Source organism: Sporosarcina sp. G11-34 (assembly GCF_026931025.1).
This window is the reverse complement of the sequence record NZ_JAHNZW010000015.1, coordinates 1-17,204: the sequence shown is the minus strand read 5'-3', so window position 1 is coordinate 17,204 and position 17,204 is coordinate 1. Positions and strand designations below refer to the sequence as shown.

18 protein-coding genes and 1 riboswitch are annotated in these 17,204 nt (G+C 42.5%); of the genes, 3 read left to right on the top strand and 15 right to left on the bottom strand.

The annotated features are described in order from the left end of the window. Window positions 1-8: 8 nt before the first annotated feature. From KSU66_RS17590 to KSU66_RS17560, 7 genes are all read right to left on the bottom strand, one after another. Window positions 9-971 carry a 2-hydroxyacid dehydrogenase gene (locus tag KSU66_RS17590; protein ID WP_269052770.1) on the bottom strand — a complete coding sequence of 321 codons (963 nt, stop codon included), beginning with the start codon at window positions 969-971 and terminating at the stop codon, window positions 9-11. A gap of 172 nt (window positions 972-1,143) precedes the next feature. Further along, on the bottom strand, window positions 1,144-2,154 hold the full coding sequence (gene moaA / locus KSU66_RS17585) for a GTP 3',8-cyclase MoaA (protein ID WP_269052769.1): 1,011 nt from the start codon (window positions 2,152-2,154) through the stop codon (window positions 1,144-1,146). 4 nt (window positions 2,155-2,158) lie between these two features. Beyond that, window positions 2,159-2,728: a molybdenum cofactor guanylyltransferase gene (gene mobA, locus KSU66_RS17580; RefSeq protein WP_269052768.1), complete on the bottom strand. Its 570-nt coding sequence runs from the start codon at window positions 2,726-2,728 to the stop codon at window positions 2,159-2,161. After that, a complete protein-coding gene (gene moaD, locus KSU66_RS17575) occupies window positions 2,725-2,958 on the bottom strand; it encodes a molybdopterin converting factor subunit 1 (protein ID WP_269052767.1) in 234 nt (77 codons plus the stop codon). The genes mobA and moaD overlap by 4 nt, the downstream gene beginning before the upstream one ends. Then, on the bottom strand, window positions 2,955-3,401 hold the full coding sequence (locus KSU66_RS17570; RefSeq protein ID WP_329958848.1) for a molybdenum cofactor biosynthesis protein MoaE: 447 nt from the start codon (window positions 3,399-3,401) through the stop codon (window positions 2,955-2,957). Before KSU66_RS17570 ends, moaD begins: the two co-directional genes overlap by 4 nt. A 10-nt stretch (window positions 3,402-3,411) precedes the next feature. Continuing rightward, on the bottom strand, window positions 3,412-3,903 hold the full coding sequence (gene mobB / locus KSU66_RS17565; protein WP_269052822.1) for a molybdopterin-guanine dinucleotide biosynthesis protein B: 492 nt from the start codon (window positions 3,901-3,903) through the stop codon (window positions 3,412-3,414). After that, on the bottom strand, window positions 3,900-5,147 hold the full coding sequence (locus KSU66_RS17560) for a molybdopterin molybdotransferase MoeA (RefSeq protein ID WP_269052766.1): 1,248 nt from the start codon (window positions 5,145-5,147) through the stop codon (window positions 3,900-3,902). Before KSU66_RS17560 ends, mobB begins: the two co-directional genes overlap by 4 nt. Before the next feature lie 62 nt (window positions 5,148-5,209). Between KSU66_RS17560 and moaC the strand changes: the two genes are divergently transcribed. Continuing rightward, on the top strand, window positions 5,210-5,704 hold the full coding sequence (gene moaC, locus KSU66_RS17555) for a cyclic pyranopterin monophosphate synthase MoaC (RefSeq protein ID WP_269052765.1): 495 nt from the start codon (window positions 5,210-5,212) through the stop codon (window positions 5,702-5,704). 15 nt (window positions 5,705-5,719) lie between these two features. Here the strand turns inward: moaC and KSU66_RS17550 are convergent, their stop codons facing one another. The 7 genes from KSU66_RS17550 to KSU66_RS17520 form a co-directional block, all read right to left on the bottom strand. Continuing rightward, a complete protein-coding gene (locus tag KSU66_RS17550; RefSeq protein ID WP_269052764.1) occupies window positions 5,720-6,235 on the bottom strand; it encodes a MogA/MoaB family molybdenum cofactor biosynthesis protein in 516 nt (171 codons plus the stop codon). A gap of 17 nt (window positions 6,236-6,252) precedes the next feature. Then, window positions 6,253-7,272 (bottom strand): ThiF family adenylyltransferase, encoded by a 1,020-nt coding sequence (locus tag KSU66_RS17545; RefSeq protein WP_269052763.1) that lies wholly within the window; start codon window positions 7,270-7,272, stop codon window positions 6,253-6,255. A 266-nt stretch (window positions 7,273-7,538) separates the two neighbouring features. Then, complete coding sequence (locus KSU66_RS17540) at window positions 7,539-8,576, bottom strand: ribonucleotide-diphosphate reductase subunit beta (protein ID WP_269052762.1); 1,038 nt, start codon at window positions 8,574-8,576, stop codon at window positions 7,539-7,541. Beyond that, the gene (locus KSU66_RS17535; protein WP_269052761.1) at window positions 8,555-8,995 is read right to left on the bottom strand and encodes a flavodoxin; all 441 of its coding nucleotides are present in this window, start codon (window positions 8,993-8,995) and stop codon (window positions 8,555-8,557) included. The genes KSU66_RS17540 and KSU66_RS17535 overlap by 22 nt, the downstream gene beginning before the upstream one ends. Further along, window positions 8,980-11,202 carry a ribonucleoside-diphosphate reductase subunit alpha gene (locus tag KSU66_RS17530; protein WP_269052760.1) on the bottom strand — a complete coding sequence of 741 codons (2,223 nt, stop codon included), beginning with the start codon at window positions 11,200-11,202 and terminating at the stop codon, window positions 8,980-8,982. Before KSU66_RS17530 ends, KSU66_RS17535 begins: the two co-directional genes overlap by 16 nt. Before the next feature lie 586 nt (window positions 11,203-11,788). After that, window positions 11,789-11,974: riboswitch (cobalamin riboswitch) on the bottom strand. Window positions 11,975-12,183: 209 nt separating this feature from the next. Beyond that, a complete protein-coding gene (locus tag KSU66_RS17525) occupies window positions 12,184-12,618 on the bottom strand; it encodes a FadR/GntR family transcriptional regulator (RefSeq protein WP_269052759.1) in 435 nt (144 codons plus the stop codon). Next, window positions 12,600-12,896 carry a FadR/GntR family transcriptional regulator gene (locus KSU66_RS17520; RefSeq protein ID WP_269052758.1) on the bottom strand — a complete coding sequence of 99 codons (297 nt, stop codon included), beginning with the start codon at window positions 12,894-12,896 and terminating at the stop codon, window positions 12,600-12,602. Before KSU66_RS17520 ends, KSU66_RS17525 begins: the two co-directional genes overlap by 19 nt. A 198-nt stretch (window positions 12,897-13,094) precedes the next feature. On the opposite strand from KSU66_RS17520, the gene KSU66_RS17515 reads away from it, so the two are divergent. Together KSU66_RS17515 and KSU66_RS17510 are read left to right on the top strand one after the other, a co-directional pair. Further along, entirely contained in the window at window positions 13,095-14,477 is a 1,383-nt protein-coding gene (locus KSU66_RS17515) for an FAD-binding oxidoreductase (protein WP_269052757.1), read from the top strand. Between the two features lie 13 nt (window positions 14,478-14,490). Further along, entirely contained in the window at window positions 14,491-15,486 is a 996-nt protein-coding gene (locus KSU66_RS17510; RefSeq protein ID WP_269052756.1) for a bile acid:sodium symporter family protein, read from the top strand. 94 nt (window positions 15,487-15,580) lie between these two features. On the opposite strand, the gene KSU66_RS17505 is transcribed toward KSU66_RS17510, so the two are convergent. Then, on the bottom strand, window positions 15,581-16,900 hold the full coding sequence (locus KSU66_RS17505) for an LLM class flavin-dependent oxidoreductase (RefSeq protein ID WP_269052821.1): 1,320 nt from the start codon (window positions 16,898-16,900) through the stop codon (window positions 15,581-15,583). Between the last annotated feature and the right edge of the window lie 304 nt (window positions 16,901-17,204).

The window sequence follows — 17,204 nt, the reverse complement described above, 5'->3', positions numbered from 1 at the left end:
AATTTTTGTTAAACGACATTATTCTTTGGCTCACGTCCTTCGAGAACATCCGTAATTGCGTTTCTGTTTAGCTCCATCATCGCATAACGGGTGCGAATACTAGCGCTTCCAATATGCGGTAATACTGTGACATTCGGTAGCGTGAGCAGTGGATGATCAAGCGGAACGGGTTCTACTTCAAATACATCTAGTCCTGCCGCCCATATCGTGCCATCTTTCAATGCGTTATATAGCGCGGCTTCGTTTACAATCCCTCCGCGCGCCACATTAATTAGAATGCCGGTTTTCTTCATTTTCGCTAACTCTTTCTCCCCAATCATGTTTTTCGTTTCAGGTGTGAGTGGCGCAAAGATTAGAACAAAATCCGACTCCCCTAAAAGCGTGTCTAGATCAGCATATTCAAAACCATGCCTCTCTTCAGCTTCTGGCTTGCGTGTTCGATTATGATACAAGACGTTCATATTGAAGCCTTTTGCACGGCGCGCAGCTGCTTCCCCAATTCGTCCCATACCAATGATGCCTAGCGTTGCTCCGCCGACATCCATTCCCGTGTAATCCATTACAGACCATGATGTCCAGTTGCCTTTTCGTAGTTCTCTCTCCGCTTCGGTTATACGGCGTGCTGACGCAAGGATAAGTGCGAATGCCAGATCCGCAGTTGTTTCAGTCAGTACATCGGGTGTATTTGTGACGCTAATTCCTTTTTCTTTTGCTGCCTCTATATCAATATTGTTAAAACCTACTGCCAAGTTCGATACAACTTTTAGTTTTGTTGCGGCATCGAATACTTCACGGTCGATGGAATCTGCTAGAACTGACCAAAGTGCGTCGGCTTCTACAACTTCCTTTAACAAAATTTCTCTAGGAACTGCTTCACTTGCTGATTCCCACATACGTACGTTGAATTTCTCTTTGAGTGGCGCGATAACCTCTTCAGGTAGTTTTCGCGTTATGTAAATTACTGGTTTCATTTAATAGCCCCCCAATACAATGATAACCTAAGTCTAGCATAATTTTAACTAGTGAAAGTATTTACGATTTTCGCAGAGTATGGAACGTTTCGTACGAACACCGATAAATTTATTCAAAACCATCAAACATTTTCGTCACATCGAACTAAAAAAGCACTACCGAAGTAGTGCTTCATCCCCCTATATAACTCATGCCGATTTTCTTTCTATTTTTCGCTGTTTGTTCAGTTCGTTCATCTGAATAGCGATCTGTGCGACCTTCCCATACAGCCGTAATGGCTTCGACTAATTCGTCATTGGTCAATCCGCTACGAACTAATTCTCGCAGGTCAAATCCTTCTGATGCGAATAAACAAGTGAAAAACTTACCGTCTGAAGATAATCTTGCACGTGTACACGACGAACAAAATGATTCAGAAACAGATGTAATAAAACCGACTTCTGCCCCGCTATCCAAATAACGATAGCGCTGCGCAACCTCACCGAAATAGTGTTGTTCAGTTGGTTCAATTTCATAAACTTCTTTTAACATCGTGTAAATTTCCTTTTTCGTAATAACCTTTGCAAAACTCCAACCATTATCATTTCCAACGTCCATAAATTCAATATATCGAAGCATGATATCTCGTTCTTTGAAGTACGCCGCCATCGGAAGGATTTCACTTTCATTGACGTCTTTTTGCACAACCATATTTACTTTTATTTCGAAGCCTACTTTTTGCGCATAGTCGATGTTGGCCAGTATGAATTCTGGCTTGATGCCTCGCCCATTCATTTTACCGAAGATTTCTGGATCCAGTGCATCCAAGCTCATATTTAAACGACGAAGCCCTGCGTCATAAAGTGGTTGCGCATACTGGCGTAAGAGTACTCCGTTCGTCGTTAACCCAATATCTTCAATGCCATCGATGGCTAATAGCTTTTCAACTAACTTTGGTAAGTCCCTGCGCATAAGTGGTTCGCCACCTGTTAAACGGAGCTTCTTCACGCCAAGGCTCGCAAACACTTTCGCAAGACGCTCAATTTCTTCAAATGATAACAGTTCATCTTTTGGTAAAAAGACATAATCATCCCCGAACACTTCCTTAGGCATGCAGTACGAACACCTGAAGTTACACTTATCCGTTACAGATATCCGCAGATCTCGAATCGGTCGTCCGAGCTTATCTATTATCGTCGTCAACTCTTCATCCCCAATCCAAATCAGTTGGTGTATTCACGTTTCTAAACACACTTTGTTCGTCGTCCGTTAACAAATGCCCATCTACCCACGCAACACCTAATTTATCTAATAGGTTTATTACCCTAAACTGACCTTTTTCAAGTTGCTCTCGTAAAGGTTCTTTTGACTTTCGATCCCAGACTGATACGAGTGGATGATGTTTTCCTTCTGCAATAACTGCGGTGACAACCTCGCCGTGACAGTCAAGTAACTGGCCAACAATGCTTTCATCCACATAGGGCATGTCACATGGTAAAACAACATAACGGTCCGCTTCCACGAATTCCATCGCAGATAGGATCCCTGCAAGCGGACCGAATCCAGCCACTTCAGGTAAATCTTGGATGACTTTTAACTCCGCAGGATAGGCGTTCCTTAACTCTGGTCGTGTAACGATAACTACTTCTTCACAATGAGGAGTAAGTGCTTCTACTGCGCGTTCATAAAAATACTCTTCACCGATACTTGCAAATGCCTTCGGCGAACCAAAACGCCTCGATAACCCTCCTGCTAGAACGATACCAACCGTTCTCATCCTCCGCTCACCGGTGGAATAAATGCACAAACATCACCTGATTTGATCACATCGCCTTTTAAGGCATACTCCTCATTCACCGCTACTTGAATTGTATCTTTTCCAAACCCCGGGTAGGTAACTTCCGCCCAGTTGAGCAATTCTCGAACAGTCAATGAATCCTGTTCAATGACTTCCTCTGATTTCCCCGTCAGTTCACGAAGTCTAGCAAAATAATGCACTGTAATCAATCCGACTTCTCCCCTTCCCCTGGATATCTTTTTTGAGCGCCAATCCACTCTTCGCCGTCTTCCCAAATTTCTTTCTTCCATATAGGAACCACTTCTTTAATTCGATCAATTGCGTATTCATTCGCTTCATAAGCGGCTTTTCTATGCGGTGAAGATACAGCGATTAGTACAGCAATATCGGAAACTTGAAGTTCTCCAATTCGATGGACAATTGCCACCTTCACACCCGGCCATTTTTCTTCCATCTCCGCGCCTATTTCTGCAAGCTTTTTCTCAGCCATTGGAATATAAGCCTCGTATGAAAGATACAACGTCCGAACACCGTGCGTCCATTCCCGAACATTTCCTGTGAAAACCGTAACGGCACCTGCTCCTGCATGGAGAACGTAATCGACATACTTTTGTTGTTCAATTGGCTTCTCTACAATTTCAAACGGTTTCACTACGTCACTCCTAGTTATTGATCCAGTTCAAGAACCACTGATTTAGTTCGGCTACATTAGAACGAGAATCGATTTTAGGGTATCTAACTGCTTCGGCAACATTTCCGACAACAAGTTGAACACCCTGTAAGTCTTGTAGTTCGTCCCAATCTTCCTCATGACTTAGCAGAAGGACCTTCTCTCCTTGCTCTTCTTTATAACCCTCTATGAGTAAAACATCCGGTTTCCCAAGTGTCGCTATGTCCGTCATTCGCATAAATTCTGGTTCTTCATTCATATGGAATTGCACTGCGCCGCCTCCAGCTACAACTGAAACGTCAGCACCACTTTCGAAAAACTGCATCGTATCCGTGTCTGAGTTCGGTAGTTCAAGTGGTGATGCGTGTCCGTGATGCTTTAACACAGCAACGGTTAATCCCCGCTCCTTTAATAAACGAACCCAATTTGCAATTAGCGTCGTTTTTCCACTATTTTTAAAGCCGACGACGTGAAGCGTCTTCATAACGTCCAATCCTCAACACCTTGCTCAGCGCCCAGTAAGAGTATATCTACTTCCATACCGGTTGTAAAACCACGTGAGCCACTCGGCAAGACCATAATACAGTTACCACGTGCAATCGATGACACCGCACCCGACTTATTAAATCCAGCAGGTACTACTATTATACCTTCTTCAGAAGTTTCCCAAACTGCACGGACGAAACGAGTAAATGGGTTCGGCTTCGTGAAGTCCTCACCTAGTATTGCTTTCATGCGTGGCATATAAGGTTTTTTCGTCCCCATCTTCTTAAGAATGGCAGGGCGTGTGAACAATTCAAACCCCGTAAAACAAGCCGACGGATTACCCGAAAGTCCAAATAGAAGCTTTTCTCCCAGCACAGCAACAGTTGTCACACTTCCAGGACGCATCCCCACTTTGTTAAATAAAACCTTAGCACCCAGCCGCTCGTAAATCGCTGGTAAGTAATCGTAATCTCCGACAGAAACACCACCTGTCGTAATTAATACGTCTGACTCGTCCAGTGCTCTCTTGACTGTCTCTGTACAAGCATCTAAATCATCTATTAGCATGCCATACGACTTGTGACCAATGCCCATTCTCGCAAGTTGTGCGGCAATCATCGGACCATTGGAATTGCGTATTTTCCCAGGCGTAAGTTCTTCATCAACGCGTAATAATTCCGTTCCAGTCGATAGAATACCAACCACTGGAAGCTTTGCGACTTTCACTTGTGCATAACCAAATGTTGCGAGAAGTGCAATCGTCCCTGGATGAATTAAAGTGCCCTCTTCGATGAGCTTTTCCCCGTCTTTAGCATCTTCCCCCTGCAAAGATATGTTTTCGCCTGAAGTAAAGGGTTTTCGCAATGTAAAAGCTTCGGGTGTCTCCACTGTTTGCTCCAACATAACGACCGCATCCGCATTGATGGGGATCGGGGCACCTGTCATAATTCGGTAGGCTTCTCCCTTACCTATTTCGCGGTCTGCTACATGCCCTGCACCTATTTCACCTATGACTTTGAAAGGAACCCGGTTGTCCCCTGATGCGCCGGCTGTGTCCTCAGCACGTACTGCGAATCCGTCATAAGGCGAGCGGTTAAACGGAGGCACATCATGTTTTGCAATAATTGGTTCCGCAAGTATGCGGCCATATGTATCTTCTAACGGAATCATTTCTGTCCCAATAGCTTGTGCATTTTCCATCACAAGACGAACTGCTTCCACCACTGGAATTGGCTTTCTCATCTAAATTTCCTCCTATTATCTGTTATACTCAGCTTAATCAATTTTGAAAGGAATGAAGTAATTTGTCAAAACTAACTCACTTCAATGAACAAGGTCGTGCTAAAATGGTCGATGTATCAGATAAATCCGTTACAGTTAGGACTGCTATCGCCAAGTCGTCAATTATCGTCAATAAAATAATCCATTCCCAAATCTCTGAAGGTACGAATAAAAAGGGCGATGTGTTCGCAGTCGCTCAAGTCGCTGCAATAATGGCAGCCAAAAATACCTCGACTATTATTCCGATGTGTCACCCAATTCCCCTTACTGGCGTTGATGTTCAGTTTGAGTGGCTTATCGACGAGGTCACCTCTCATTATGAAGTGCTTATCCAAGCCGTAGTGAAAACAAAAGGCGTGACAGGTGTTGAAATGGAAGCACTTACTGCCGCTTCTGCCGCCGCTTTGACCATTTATGATATGTGCAAAGCTGCTGGTAAAGATATGGTCATTGGCCAGACAATGTTACTCAAGAAGTCTGGTGGAAAAAATGGTGATTTTGAACGCACAGACGCTTAGTTGTCTGTGTTTTCATCAGTCATCCAAATGCTTTGTAATTTCATGAACAATATGATGAAGTTCGGGTAATACAAGTCGGTCCATCGCAAGTTCAACCGCTTTAACAGACCCTGGAAGCATATAAACGACTTTATCCTTTACAATTCCCGCGTCTGCGCGGCTTAACATCGCCTTGGTCCCCACATCTTCTGTATAACTAACCATTCTAAACAACTCTCCAAAACCCTCTATTTTCTTCGTAAAGTAGGGCTCAAGCGTTTCCGGCGTCACATCTCTAAATCCGAGACCCGTTCCACCCGTCGTAATAATTCCGTGGATGTTGGGATTACGAAGCCACTCTTCGATGATTGACTCAATCTCCTTTTTATCATCCCGACAAATCCAAGTTTCAAAGATATTATGCCCCGCACCTTCTAGCTTTGTACGGATTGTCCAACCGCCTTTGTCATTTTCAATATTTCTTGTGTCACTCGTTGTGAGGACACAAAACGTCAACTGCTTCCCTTGATCATACTCGTGCTCTTTTGACAATTTGACTACCCCCTATTTTAACCGAATAATTGATGGTACATTTTCCGACCTTTATTGATATCTTTCAACCCATGAATAAGCAATCGGCCATTGTTGAAAATAATACACCTGTGTCCATCAGCTTTCATTTCGATAAAGTAAGGTGTTCTTTTATATGGATTACCGAGACGCTTTGCTACTTCTTCAACCTCACTAAGCGTTAAAACACGTTCTTTCTCAGGAATAACTTGCACAGTTTCACGACCGCAAAGAACAGCATAACTGGTCCCGCTTTCCGACTGCAACGACGGATATGTAGGATTGGGTCCACATGTTTCACATTGCGCATTTTTCATTCTCGTGATACCTGCTTCAATACTTGTGTTTGCCCAAACATCATAGGTTAACATTTTATTGCGCATCGCAAGCTCGTTTCCAGACAACCACTTAAGAGCTTCTGCACTTTGGTGAGCCGCGGTAATTTGAACGGCTGGCGAAATGATTCCTGCCGTATCACATGTTTCATTCACTGCAGGTAGAACAGGTAACAAGCAGCGAAAACAAGACATTTCGACTGGCACAAAGGGGAATACTGTACTAGAACTTCCAACGCACGCGCCGTAAATCCACGGAATTCTCGTTTTCCATGAGACGTCATTTATTAATAACCTTGTCTCAAAATTATCGGTCGCATCGAGAATGATGTCGACATCCCTTACAAGCTCTACGAGGAGCGGACCATCAATGTGATTGAGGACTGTTTGAATTTGGACGTCACTTCTAATTTCCTTTAGCTGACGCTTTGCCGCTATTACTTTTGGTGTTCCTTCTATAGCATCTTGTTCAGTAAAAAGTTGTTGCCTTTGCAGGTTCGATGGTTCAACATAATCGCGGTCCGCAAGAATAAGTTTACCTACACCAGCACGGACAAGCGTTTCAGAGATGGACGTTCCTAAAGCTCCACAACCAATTATTAGTACAGTGGATTGCTCAAGTCTCTTTTGTCCCTGATTACCAATAGGTTTGAACAACGTTTGTCTTGAATACCGACTTTCCAATTTGTGCACCCCTTTCTTTTCCAATAAAGTAAGGGCTTCCATTCTCCCGTTGGATTCCCTATTCACTAGTTTTTCTACATGCTTAAGTTCTCTGATTCATACAAATACTACCTTTAGTATATCCCCTATCTCTAGTAAATGTAGAATTTATTGTTCTATCTTTACTTATTCACGCTCGACTGTACGATTTAAAACCGATTTCCGAGATAATTAAAATAATTTTCAAACAAAAAAATGCATAGCAGAAGCCATGCATTTTTTCTCTTTTATAAATCGTCGAATCCATTTAAGTCGCTTGTCTTAACATATTGCCTTGATGCTTGTTCAAAGAAGTCTGTCTTTGTATCGTCAAAACTATCGACATAGGCCTTAATCCATCTCATTGGGTTGTTCGTGAACTCTGGATAGATTTCGCTAAGTCCGAGTGTGCGCAACATTTTATTGGCGCGGTATTTAATGTAGCCTTCCATCTCCTCAAGGTCGATGCCTTCTATATCTGCTAATACGTATTGGCTCCACAGAACTTCTTGCTCGACCGAGTGACGAAATTGATCATAAATCCATTCCGTGAAAGCATCCGTGTTGTATTCAGGATTCTCTGCCAGTGCCGCTCGGAATATGTCGCTAATTGCTTTTCCATGTTGCAGCTCATCGCGGTTAATATACGACACCATTGTAGAAGTTCCGACCATTTTTTGATTGCGTGCTAAATTGTAGAAAAATGCGAAACCGCTATAGAAAAATAAACCTTCAAGTAATGTTGTATAAACCATCGCTTTTAATGCAGAATCAATTGTTGGGCGCTCTGCAAATTCATTATAAACAGTAACAATTCGCTCGTTTCGTCGCATCAGAACTTCATCTGTACGTCCCATTTCGAATGATGCGATTTGCTTGTCCAGCGTCGTTACAGAAGAAAGTACGTAGGCATAACTGTGATTATGTTCACTTTCTTGATCCGCGATTGTTGCCATTAATGATTTAACGGATGGATCAGTTGTGAAGTGAGATAGTTTTAAAGCAACATCCGTTTGCGGACCGTCTAGTGTCGCCAACAAGCCGATGATTTTCAAAAAAGCATCTTGCTCTCTGTCTGTAAGCGTTGGGAACTGCTTGACGTCTTGCGTCATATCTACTTCATTTGCCGTCCAAAAAAGGGATCGAATCTGTTGTCTTAAAGTATAAAAATGGGGATGTGCAAGGTCATTCCAGTTAAGAATTCCGCTCGCCTTACCGCCAAAAATAGCCGTGGATTTATTTGGATTTAATGGTTCTATTACCTTTACTCGTTTAAGTGTGACCAATGTTTAATGACTCCTTCCGTCCAATTCACTACGTTTGTTGCTTGTGTGCCTCTTGGACTTTGTTCGATTTTTAGCGGTGCATAATTCGACTCGTAAAACCGAGCCAACCTTACCGCTGCATTACAAAATAGCGCGTCCCCTCCGAATTGAGTATCACCTGTTCCGAAGACATAAACGTTTGCTGGTTTATAACCGATATCTGCTACGAAATCTTTCACTTCGTCAGGTGTCGCACCCTTATCCCACGTAAAGGACCCTATGATCATCGCTTTGTACTCGCGCGGATCTGGAATTGTTCCCCCACCGATTCGGAATGATTCAACCTCATACCCTCTGCCCGTTAATGTTTCCTTAATAATTTCCGCAACTTCCTGCGTGTTACCACTCCAAGTTGCGTAAGCGATTAAGAATGACACCATTCACACTCCACAATATCTGTCGCGCTTGACCGCGTGTAATAGGAAGTCTTCATGCCTGATTTCCACGCCTGCACATGCAAGTCGAGTAAGACGGATGCTCGGATTGTATTCGGGACATAAATATTAAAGGAAATTGCTTGGTCGATATGACGTTGTCTTGCTGCGTTTTGTTTGACCGACCAACGTTGATCAACAATATATGCTGAACGTCTGTAAATATCATAAGTTTTATGGTTCAAATCTGGTGCTACAGTTGGTAATTTGTAATCTTTTTTCTCCTCATGGAAGAACGGTTTGAAAATCGGATCAATTGAAGCTGTTGAACCCGCTATAACCGATGTCGAGGAATTCGGTGCAACTGCCATTAAATAACCATTTCTCATACCATTTTCTGCGACATCTGTACGTAGTTCGTTCCATTCTTTTGAATCGTATCCTTTGTTTTCAAAGTAGTCCCCTGTCTCCCAATCAGACCCTTCAAATAATGGATACGCCCCTTTTTCTTTTGACAGCGCCATTGATGCAGATATCGTTAGGAAGGCTATCTTTTCATACAGTTCATCTGCATACTCAACTGCTTGATCAGATTCCCATTGAATGTTTTTTAGCGCAAGTAAATGATGCCATCCGAATGTGCCAAGTCCAATTCCGCGGTATCTTGAATTTGTTCGCGTCGCTTGGACTACAGGGATTTTATTCAAATCAATTACGTTATCGAGCATGCGGACTTGAATCTTGATCAGTCTTTCCAGCACATTCGCTGGAACTGCTCGCCCAAGGTTAATGGAAGATAAGTTACAAACGACAAAATCACCTGGTTTTGAACGTGAAACAACGATATCACCTTCAAGCGTGACCGATTCGAATTCCGTTGCACTCATATTTTGTGTTATTTCTGTACATAAATTTGATGAATAAATCATTCCTTCATGCTTATTCGCATTGGCACGATTCACTTCATCGCGGTAAAACATAAATGGTACCCCTGTTTCTAACTGACTGCGTAAAATGCGCTTCATTAAATCGATTGCCGGTACCGTTTCACGGCTAAGTTCAGGATGATTGACACAGGCTTCATATTTCTCTCGGAATGATCCTGCTCCACGTTTTTCGTCATACGAATCTTCAAGTGAAAAGCCCATGACTTCACGAACTTCGTGCGGGTCAAACATATGCCAATCACCACGCGCTTCTACTTGTTCCATATAAAGGTCTGGCAAACAAACTCCTGTGAATATATCATGTGCACGCATACGCTCGTCACCGTTGTTTAACTTCAAATCGAGGAATGTGAAAATATCCTTATGGAATACGTCTAAATATACAGCAATCGCGCCTTGTCGTTGTCCGAGTTGATCGACGCTGACAGCCGTATTATTTAACTGCTTTATCCAAGGGAGAACACCGCTTGATGCCCCTTTAAATCCACGAATCGCGGACCCGCGGCTTCGTACTTTCCCCATGTAAACGCCAATTCCACCACCGTATTTCGATAAGTTCGCGATGTCAGTATTACTATCGTAAATCCCTTGCAGAGAATCATCGACCGTATCAATGAAGCAACTCGACAACTGGCCGTGTGGTTTTCCTGCGTTAGATAATGTTGGTGTCGCAACGGTCATATATAGATTGCTCATTGCCCAGTAAGATTCCGCTACTTTTTCGAGCCTTTGAACCGTCTCATCTTGCATAAGTGTCATCGCAATCACAAGCCAGCGTTCTTGCGGGAGTTCAACTGTTTTTTTATCGTAATTGACTGCGACATATCGGTCCGTAAATGTTTTCAGTCCGATATACGTAAATAGCTTGTCTCTTTCAGGTTCAATTAGATTACCCAGAGTGGTCAGATCCTCTTTTGAATATTTTTCTGTTAAAACAGGTGTATACAACCCTATTTTTACAAGGTCTTCAACATGCCCGGCAAAATCTGCATATACTTTCATACCACGCTGCTTTTCCTCATGAACATAGACCTCGTGAAGATGAATTCGTGACGCAACAAATGTCCAATACGTCTCATCTTCTGCTACATAGCTAATTGTTTCCAACACCATCGATTTTGCCCAGTCTGAATCACTTCCGCCAAGATTTCTTTCTCTCCACCGCTCGCTCGCCTTAATTAGTGGTGCAATTTCCTGTGTGCCAAATTCAATTTGTAGATCATTTAATAATTGATCAATGCCTGTTGCTTTAATTTTTGTCGTCATTATAAATCGTCTCCTTCTTTATATATCTTTATGTAAGTTTATGTGTCGATTTCGGTGGCCAGCTTTTTATTTTTGGCTCTATGTCAAATATTGGGGTCATGTGCGATTAGCACGTCACCTTCTTTTTTCTTTTATACGAAGTACATTGATTTCTGTTCCAGTCGGCGCTTTCCGTGGGGCGTGAGGTGAGCCGCTTCCTTCGCTTCGCTACGTCCAGGGTCTCACCTGTCACGCTAAATCCCACCGGAGTCGCCGACCTCCACTCCAATCAACTAAACGAGTAGACCTATAGAATGAAGCATCAGCCTAAATGATTGCCAACTTCTTCAATGTTTTCAATGATTACATCTTTTAATCCTGGAATATTCAGGTTAAAATTTATATGCATGAGTTGTATCAATACCCCAACAAATATTTTAGAACCTTATTTTTCCCAACAAAAAAAACGATAGGACTGCCTCTTCGGCAGAGCTATCGCTCACGGTTTTTTAGGTTGGAAACAGAATGGGGGCGTGGTTTTTTCCACCAAAAGATGGAATGTTCACGGATTCCCGCTCGCTTCCACCTCTCAACCCCCGAAGAAAGTGTCGCTTGACGATGGAAGGCAGGTCTACTGGCTCACGCTTCATCCTTCCAGCCCGTGCCTTCCCATGGATTTCTCCACAGTGGCGTTTCTTCGGCGGTCGTCAGCGTACACAGTTGCGGGGACAGCTCCGGTATTTCCGGATTCCCTTTTAAACCGATAACGGTACCATTCCATCGTTCAAAACTATATATTGTGCCTTGTTCACTCCCTATACCCTAACATGTTGTGGTCCAGACGTAAATAGATGTGAATTTATTCAGCTGAAAAATGGCTAACTTGTCCACATACCCACAAGTCGTTTCTCCACAATACAAAAACTGCTGCTATAAGCATTGGCACAAAAATTATAGAAGTTATCAACAACTTTTAATAGAACTAAAGAAATTTATAATATTTTATTTTAACTTCGGTAAGAAAGCTTCGCTTAACTCTCTCCGTATTCTCGTAATATGCTCTTCCATTAGTTTTTTCGCTTCCTGCGCATTGCCCGATGCAATCGCTGTGTAAATTTCTTTATGCTCCTCAAATGTCGTTTTGTAGCGATCCCCATCTGAAAACCGGTGTTTCCGTGTTGCTCGAATTGTCTCTTCCATCCGTTCAGTAAGCATTTGGACCATATCGATTAGCAATTCATTATGCGTTGCATGGACAATCTGTAAATGGAAATGTAAATCAGCCTGTACACCAGCTTCTACATCTTTCTCGTATAAAGCCATCTGTTCTAGTGATTCACGAATCCTTTCCAAATCCGCAGAAGTCGCGCGTTGTGCGGCAAGCGATACCGATTCCACTTCTAATGCACGACGCAATTCTAACATTTCATAAACCATTTTTTTTCAGCTTGAATAATCGTAGTGGAAAGGGCCTCACTTACTGAATGTACTTCAGACTTCTTTATGAAACTGCCTCCGCCCTGCCTAATTTCAATAAATCCACTAATCTCCAATGCCTGGAGTGCTTCTCTCACAGATGTTCTGCTCACTTCAAACCGACTAGCCAACTCTCTTTCCGATGGCAGCTTTTCACCCATTTTTAATTGACCATTAAAAAAAGACTCTTCTATTTGTTCAACAATAATTTCATAAGTCTTTTTCCTTGGTAGATTCAATGATTTCCCTTCCTCTCTTCGGGTATAATTCATGGTTTTAAGATACCAATGCCAATCATATTAATCAACGAGAAAAACCAACGTTTGGTACTTTCAGATTATTATGTATAATAGAAAGTGGTTGGACCAAATTTACGAACTTCCATACTACATAGAACACTGGTAAGACCACTTATATAACATAGGGAGAGATATATAATGACACTATCCACTAAAAATATTATTGCAGAGTTAAAAAGCGTCCTAAAGGACGAACAAGTGACAATCAACCAAACTGTGAGAGAGCTCCATGGTAGGGACGAATCTTATCATTCCCCGAGACTTCCAGATACTGTCGTTTTTCCAGAATCGACTGAAGATGTAAGTAAGATAATGGAGATATCAAAAAAATACCAGGTTCCTGTCATTCCGTTCGGACTCGGGACAAGCCTTGAAGGACATGTAATTCCTAGCAAAGGCGGAATTACGATTGACTTTTCTCTTATGAATAAAATAATTGAAGTGCGAGAAAACGACTTTCTCGTTAAAGTACAACCCGGAGTAACACGCACTCAGCTGAATAAGGAACTTAAAAAGTACGGCTTGTTTTTCTCTGTGGATCCAGGAGCTGATGCGACTCTCGGGGGAATGGCAGCTACGAACGCAAGCGGAACAACAACCGTGAAATACGGCGTCATGCGTGATCAAGTCCGAGATTTGGAAGTTGTATTGGCTGACGGTATGGTCATTAACACCGGCAATATGGCCGCTAAGTCAGCGTCTGGCCTTCATCTGAATGGACTCTTCGTAGGGTCTGAAGGTACGCTTGGTTGCTTTACAGAGCTAACGCTTCGTGTATACGGAATTCCCGAACACGTCACCGCAGCGCGGGCCACTTTTCCAACTATCAATGATGCAGTGGAGGCTGTCGTGACCATTCTACAGGCTGGCATTCCAATTGCCCGAGTCGAATTGGTCGATGAACAGTCGATAAAACAATTAAACATTCACAGTGAAACCAACTATAAAGAAAAACCGACACTTTTCTTAGAATTCCACGGAAATGAAGCAGGATTGAAGCAAGACGTTGACTTTACCAATGATATTGTTAAAGACCATCTATGTGAAGATATCGAGTTTGAAACAGATAACGCAGGCCGTAACAGGTTGTGGGAAGCTCGTCACAATTTAGCTTACGCCTTCATCCATGGTTATCCTGGGAAAAAGATGATGGTAACGGATGTTTGTCTTCCGATTTCAGAATTAGCCGGTGCAGTTCATCACGCGCGTGAAACTGTCGAATCACTTGGATTAATCGGTGGAATTGTCGGACACGTTGGCGATGGAAACTTCCATGTGCTGCTAATGATGGACATGAATGACTCAGAGGAAATTGCGAAAGCCGACGAGTTGAATGAACGTATTGTAATGTATGCACTTGAACGTGGTGGTACATGTACCGGTGAGCACGGTGTCGGTATCGGTAAACAGAAATATCAAGAACAAGAACACGGCACTGCATTTCTCGTTATGGAAAAGATCAAAAAAGCACTAGATCCAAATAATTTACTAAATCCAAATAAAATTGTGAAAACAGACTAAGGGAGATCTTATTATGAAGATACTTGAAGCACTTGGCACCATTGCTGGAAAATACTTTGCTTTTTGGGTTATTGCCATTGCCCTAATCGCCTTTATAGCTCCAACACCTTTTCTAGCACTGGGTAGCTATATTACCATTCTACTCGGAGTCGTCATGTTCGGAATAGGACTGACGTTAAAGCCAGTGGATTTCAAGATTGTGCTTACAAATCCGTTACCTGTATTTGTCGGGGTCGGTGCTCAATTCATCATCATGCCCCTTGTTGCTTTCGGATTAGCTCTCTTGCTCAAGCTACCCCCTGAACTAGCAGCGGGCTTAGTGCTTCTCGGGTCCGTCCCAGGTGGAACAGCATCCAATGTTATGGTCTATCTTGCGAAAGGGAATCTTGCGTTGTCAGTTGCAATGACTTCCCTCTCAACATTATTGGCACCGGTTATTACACCACTTTTATTGCTTTTACTTGCAGGGCAATGGTTGCCGGTCGATCCAGTTTCAATGTTCAAGTCAATTTTACAAGTAATTATTATCCCTATTGCTTTAGGTTTTATCGTACAAAAAGTTCTCCCTAAGGCAGTCGAAAAAAGTATTTCAGTCGTGCCCCTCATTTCAGTAGCGGCTATTTTAATCATTGTATCAGCGGTCACTGCAGCTAATGCGGGTAATGTCGCAAGTTCGGGTCTGATTGTTTTCATCGCCGTTTTCCTTCATAATGGCATCGGTTTATTGCTAGGCTATTTTACGGCGGTACTACTTGGTTTGAATGAAAATGATAGAAGAGCCATCTCTCTTGAAGTCGGTATGCAAAACTCCGGATTAGGAGTAGCACTCGCAACTGCCCACTTTAGCCCTCTTGCAGCACTACCAAGTGTTTGGGGTGCAATTTGGCATAATATATCAGGTCCAATTTTAGCCACCATATGGTCAAAAAAACCGACCAATCTTGAAAATACTGAACCGGAATTATCTAGAGATAAAGATTTAACACTTGTCGGAAAGCACCAAGATTAAACTTAGAAAAGTGCCCAACATAATTTTTATGTTGGGCACTTTTATTATTACTATCAAGAATAGTAGTTACTCATAGTGAGCCTTGATGCTGTTTCTACTTTACATATTGATTCTCTAAATGGTCTAGACCCAAATTATCCCTCAAGGTCTCGCCTTCATATTCTGCACGGAAAAGTCCCCGCTTTTGAAGAATGGGCACTACTTTTTCAACGAAGGCCGTTAATTCACTCGGCAAATTCGCAATGATAATGAAACCATCGACGCCTTCTTTAGCGAACCATTCCTCGACAAGATTCGCTACTTTTTCCGGCGTCCCCATGAATGGTGTCCGTGGTGTTGCCTCTTGAAGCGCAACTTGCCGGAGTGTCAAACCTTGCTCCAGTGCGCTTTTTTTAATCCGATTCGTATCACTTTTAAAACTATTTTCTCCTAGGTTTCCCAAATCAGGAAACGGCTCGTCTAAGGGATACTGTGTGAAGTCATGATGTTCATAAAGTCTTCCTAGAAATGCAAGTGCATGATCGATTGTCACGAGACTCGCAATTTCCTGATATTTCTTTTCAGCTTCTTCATCTGTTTCTCCTATTATTGGACTAATTCCTTGCATCACAACAACTTCATCGGGATTACGCCCAAATTCAACCGCCAGGCCTTTCACATCACGATAATAACCCTGTGCTTCATCCAATGTCGGCATAATTGCGAAGACCACATCTGCTTCTTTCGCCGAAAATTCCTTACCATCCTTTGATGAACCCGCCTGAAAGATTACGGGTTGTCCTTGCGGCGAACGCCCAATATTTAATGGACCTTGTACGGAAAAGTATTCGCCTTTATGATTTAATGGATGCAATTTTTCCGGGTCAAAGAATTCACCCGTCTCTTTATTGCGAATAAAAGCATCCTCTTCCCATGAATTCCATAACCCCTTCATTACTTCAACAAATTCATAGGCCATTTTATAACGCTCAGCATGATTTGGATGATCCTCAACCGTTTTACTGAAATTTAAAGCTGTTTTTTCAAGTCCTGTCGTGACAGCATTCCATCCAGCACGCCCTCCACTTATCATATCAAGTGAAGCAAACTGCCTAGCTGCTGAAAATGGTTCGCTATAAGAGGTCGATAATGTGGCAACGAGTCCAATTTGCGTTGTCACGGCCGCCAATGCAGAAAGAATGGTAAGTGGCTCAAACCGGTTTAAATAATGTGGGTTCGATTTTCCATTTATGTATAACGCATCTGCAATAAAAACAAAATCAAACTTCCCTCGCTCAGCTAGTTGTGCTTGCTGTTTATAAAATTCAAAACTGACACTAGCATCCGATGGAACATTAGGATGCCGCCAGTCAGATATTTTCTCCCCAACACCGTGAATCATCGTGCCTATTTTTAGCTGCTTGCGCTCGGACAAGTCTTCCCACTCCATTCGATTATTCGTTTTAGAATTTATTTGCTTACTAACTAGATTATCCTACTTGTAATTACAGGTGTCAAGACAGCTTGATTAAGATGTTATTTATGACATCCAACAACAGACAGAAACCTTACTATACGCCCAATTAAAAAAGGTTGTACAATTTATGACGTTGGTGAAAGAAAATCCCCTTCTCTAATAAAAGAGAAAGGGATGGAATTTCACTCACGTCATTTTTTATAAATATATTGGATAAATGCTATGAACCGCTGATTTCCGTTCCGAGCGGACGCTTTCCGGT

Bases quoted from the DNA above. Each gene is read 5' to 3' on its own strand.
- KSU66_RS17590 (WP_269052770.1), bottom strand. From the start codon at position 971: ATGAAACCAGTAATTTACATAACGCGAAAACTACCTGAAGAGGTTATC.
- mobB (WP_269052822.1), bottom strand. From the start codon at position 3,903: ATGAAGACGCTTCACGTCGTCGGCTTTAAAAATAGTGGAAAAACGACG.
- KSU66_RS17530 (WP_269052760.1), bottom strand. From the start codon at position 11,202: ATGACGACAAAAATTAAAGCAACAGGCATTGATCAATTATTAAATGAT.
- KSU66_RS17535 (WP_269052761.1), bottom strand. From the start codon at position 8,995: ATGGTGTCATTCTTAATCGCTTACGCAACTTGGAGTGGTAACACGCAG.
- KSU66_RS17515 (WP_269052757.1), top strand. From the start codon at position 13,095: ATGACACTATCCACTAAAAATATTATTGCAGAGTTAAAAAGCGTCCTA.
- KSU66_RS17560 (WP_269052766.1), bottom strand. From the start codon at position 5,147: ATGAGAAAGCCAATTCCAGTGGTGGAAGCAGTTCGTCTTGTGATGGAA.
- KSU66_RS17525 (WP_269052759.1), bottom strand. From the start codon at position 12,618: ATGGTTTATGAAATGTTAGAATTGCGTCGTGCATTAGAAGTGGAATCG.
- KSU66_RS17510 (WP_269052756.1), top strand. From the start codon at position 14,491: ATGAAGATACTTGAAGCACTTGGCACCATTGCTGGAAAATACTTTGCT.
- mobA (WP_269052768.1), bottom strand. From the start codon at position 2,728: ATGAGAACGGTTGGTATCGTTCTAGCAGGAGGGTTATCGAGGCGTTTT.